This window comes from Bartonella vinsonii subsp. vinsonii, from assembly GCF_902825235.1.
Taxonomy (GTDB): domain Bacteria; phylum Pseudomonadota; class Alphaproteobacteria; order Rhizobiales; family Rhizobiaceae; genus Bartonella; species Bartonella vinsonii.
In genome coordinates this window covers 1-4,064 of record NZ_CADEAJ010000022.1, presented here as the reverse complement: position 1 = coordinate 4,064, position 4,064 = coordinate 1, and the positions used below count along the sequence as shown (strand labels likewise).

Annotated in this window: 1 protein-coding gene; it reads right to left on the bottom strand. The window is 33.5% G+C overall.

Annotation, left to right across the window (positions count from 1 at the left end):
- Positions 1-1,597: 1,597 nt before the first annotated feature.
- On the bottom strand, positions 1,598-4,064 hold a 2,467-nt coding region (locus tag J7R12_RS08415; RefSeq protein ID WP_208439053.1), incomplete at its 5' end, for a type ISP restriction/modification enzyme.

Sequence of the window (4,064 nt, the reverse complement as noted above, 5' to 3'; positions counted from 1 at the left end):
AGCCCCCAAGGTCACCCGCCTTTACATCATCGAAATCCCTTAAAGCCCGAATGCGGTGCAAAGTAATTCCTTCAAAAGTGAAGTTTTCAGTTGTTAATTCATATTTTTTTGCAGAGATAACGGGGGTATTTTTTACTGTAGATTTCATTTGAAATCCTTTCTAATCAAAAAGTTTTGAATTGACACCTATAAAGGCGCCGGGTGTTCAAAACACGGTGATTAGTCCGTTGCTTACACTTTTCCCATAAGGGTATTGTATGGTGTAAGCACACCCGACAAAATCTTCATATACTAACAAGAGTATAAAAGATAGCCAGTTTTAAAAGGTTTTGGAAAGGTTGTTACGTAACCTATCCGCTAATCATAAGTGTTTTGATCACTTGATTATTTATATACAAAAATACGTATTTATTGTCAATTATATTTTGCTATTTTTTGTATTTTTTTATGATTATTTTTTATCATATTGTGTATAAATATGCGTCATATGCCTATGAATATTTTCTATTTTATTGCGTTTATTTGACTCTATATTACGCAATGGCGTTATTTTTCTCTTTTAAACTTCATAACAACTAAAAACGCTTCTTATGATGATTATTTTTATCTTTATAAAGCATGGTTATTTTATTGAATGCCTTGTGAATATTTTTGTGAATTTTGTTATCATTTATAAGAGCTTTGTAACTTAAGAAGCTTTAATAGAGATCGCATTTTTATAACCAACCCTTTTGATTCATTCTCTATAGCCACCGCATCATTTTTATATCAAAGGATAATAAGATAATGCGGTTTTTATCTGTTATAAGAAGATATATAGATACCTATTGAATTCTTATATCCTTATCAAAATACCTTTTAAGGGGCTTTTGTCTCTTTTGTTAGTTTTGTCTGTAAATCTTAACAAACAATTCTTATGATTTTAGTGAGTGTTTAAACCCATATCTTATGAGAAGGCATATGGCTCTTTAAAGCCTTTCAAAAGAGAGTGTGTAATTATGAAAGGTGCTATCAAGATTATTATCGTTATTAGTTTTAAGGATTTTGGAGGTTTTGGGGGTTTTGGGGGTGCCTGTCTCATTTTTCTTTTAATTTTTTTCAATAAAAAATAAAAATCATTATATTTCAATATGTTATTTTTTACCAATTTTTCAAAAAACAACCTATTTCCATAATACAACCTATAAATACAATCAATAATATATGTTTTGTAGGGGTTTTGGGGGTATAGGGGGTGTTTTTTTGCTTTTTTAAAAATGAAGGAATTAAAAGCGTAAAGTGATATCAACATTCACTGTTTTCTTTAAAGAGAGCGTTTGAAAGATATGATGGCATCATCTTAAATTGCGCGTTAATCTTTTAAAGGCAATGTAAACAAATCTCATTCTGTTTAAGATGGGATTTCTTAAAAGCCTTAAAGCAATCCAAATGAGAGTGTTTAAAAGTGCAAGGCTTCTCTTTTTAGAAGATCGCATGATAAATCGTTCCTTTAAGATTGTACATAATCATCTTTAACAAGAGAGTATAGATATAAACTCTATACCCCTTGTAAGATGTGCATACCCATCATGTAAAATGTGAGCATGCTTTCTTAAGTCTATTCAGTTTCTCTTAATTCCAATTTGGGGAGGTTCTTAACAATCTTCATTGTTTCTAAACTTACCGTAATAACCCTTTGAAACAATTCCAATGGATAAGCAGGGTTGCCAATGGTTTCAACCGCATAGCAATTGGCATCATTAACAATGCCACTCTTTTTATCAGTCTTTACGCATTGCCGACCCATAACCCATTCAAGAGCGGGCTTGCCATTTACGATATACTCATAAGCTTCAAGAGGGATATCTGTTATTGTGATATTATTGTTATAAAAAACAGTAGTTTTATCTTTTTCCTTACTATTGCCAGCAAATTTCATTTCTGTAACATAATAGAATTTCTCAGGGTTCTTGATATCTGTAAGTTTTGGATTGCCTTTTTTAAAGGTCACAGGATAAGGTTCTACAGTTTCATAATTGACGTGCAAATTGCCTAATTCACGCCCTGCTGTAACAAACATCCAAAAATCTTTAGCACTCTTTACGCAAGGGATGCGAGGGAGCTCTTTAGAGAGGTTATCAGCATAGCGAGCACGGTAATCTTCCGAGTGTAAAATCCCGTAAACATAATAGAAGATATCATCCTTAGTTATGGTTTCATTAGGATAAGCAGCTTTAAAATGTGCTAATCCTTCATCAGTGATGGCATCACGGCGTTGTAAACCAGAGGTTTTGATTTCTTCTGTAGAATTTGTAAATAAATGAGATTGGCTATTACTTCTATTTTTTGAAAGTATAGTATCTTCGTAAAGGTACAATGAAAAACATTGGCTACCACCATCTATCATATTCAAATCAGGTAAATTTTTACTCATCAAAGCAGAAAAACCACTTCGTGCTCCTGTTCCTGTAATTTGTATTACTCTATTATCAACCACTTTTCCCATAGGGAATATACGAGGCATTTGATAAACCATTTCATTGAAAGTACGATTGTAATAGAGCCATTGTCGTGTAAAAGGACGGTAAAGGCTTTGAACTAAGCAATTGTTTTCAAATTCAAAAACTTTTCCTTTAACTAATTGCTGTTTAAGTGCACGACTCCAACTAATTTTTTGTGCATCTGAATTGACAAAATTATTTACAGCATTTGCACGTGTTTTATGTTCAGAATGTAAATAGGTATTATTAAAGCGTTCTACTTCGTTATTATAGAAGGCAATCATGTTAGTCATGTTTTTCACTAAAGATTCACGGCTTGAGTTATATACCCAAACATCACGATTTGTTACCAGCCCAAGAGAGAAAGTTTCAAAGAGCTTTTTATCATGACCTTTCTTAATACCCATAGCTAGGAATGTTTCAAAACTGTCATCACGTTGATTTATCCAATCACCATGTTTGTCTGGTGTAATAAGTTTCCAACTTGATTTAGCCGCAATACCATCAACACTACTAAGGTAATCAAGAACGGTGAGTTTTTCTTTTGTTGTAAGATTATTGCCAATATCATGGTAGTAAATTTTACAAGGTTTAGAAACATTAGGATTTTTGATAAATAATGTTACAGCAATACCGGTCATACTACCATTACCAAAAATATTTTCACCTTCTTGAGCCTTCCCATTGCTTAACATATTTTTGCGAATATCCCCCCGCAAATTAAGCACATAAATGCTCGTAAATTCTTTGGCTAAAGATTTTCGCAAGCCATCCATTGCTGGTTTTTCTATATAACCAGAACCAGAAACAAAGCCGATAATCCCAGCATTACTAATACGATCACTTGCCCAACGAATAGCACGAATGTAACTATCATACAAAGCTTGCATATTGGTTGCTTTCGATTGAGCAGCATAAGTCTCACGAATACGGTCATCTAAAAGTGGATAAGGAGTGTTTTTTGCGTTGTCATTTTCACTTTTTTGTCTCAAAGAATAAGGAGGATTACCAAAGATAACTTCTATATTCAGCTTTTTTTGAAGTTCCAAATAGGCGCTGTTTTCTTCTAGTAACCCTTTCATCAGATCTTGCTTTTCAACCCTCTGAAACGTATCGGTTAATCCAATATGCTTAAAGGGAATATAATCTCCTTTCATAAGACCATGATAGGTTGCTTCAATATTTATGGCTGCTATGTAATAGGCAAGCAAAACAATCTCATTGGCATGGATGTCATGACGGAATTTATACTCCATATCTTCCGGTTTTATCAGATCTGATTGTAAAAGCCGTGTGATAAAGGTACCTGTTCCCGTAAAGGGATCAAGAATAGAAACACCACGGGAGCCCAAACTCTTGCCAAATTCTTTGCGTAAAACATCATCAACGGAATGAATGATAAAATCCACAACCTCAACAGGGGTATAAACAATCCCAAGTCTATCTGTTGTCTTTTTAAATGCCTTGGCAAAAAAGCTTTCATAAAGCGTAATAATGAGATTTTGTCTTGCTTGCGGGGTCGTAATACCAGAGGCACGTAATTTTACACTGTCATAAAACTCTCTAAGATCCTTTGACTCTTCT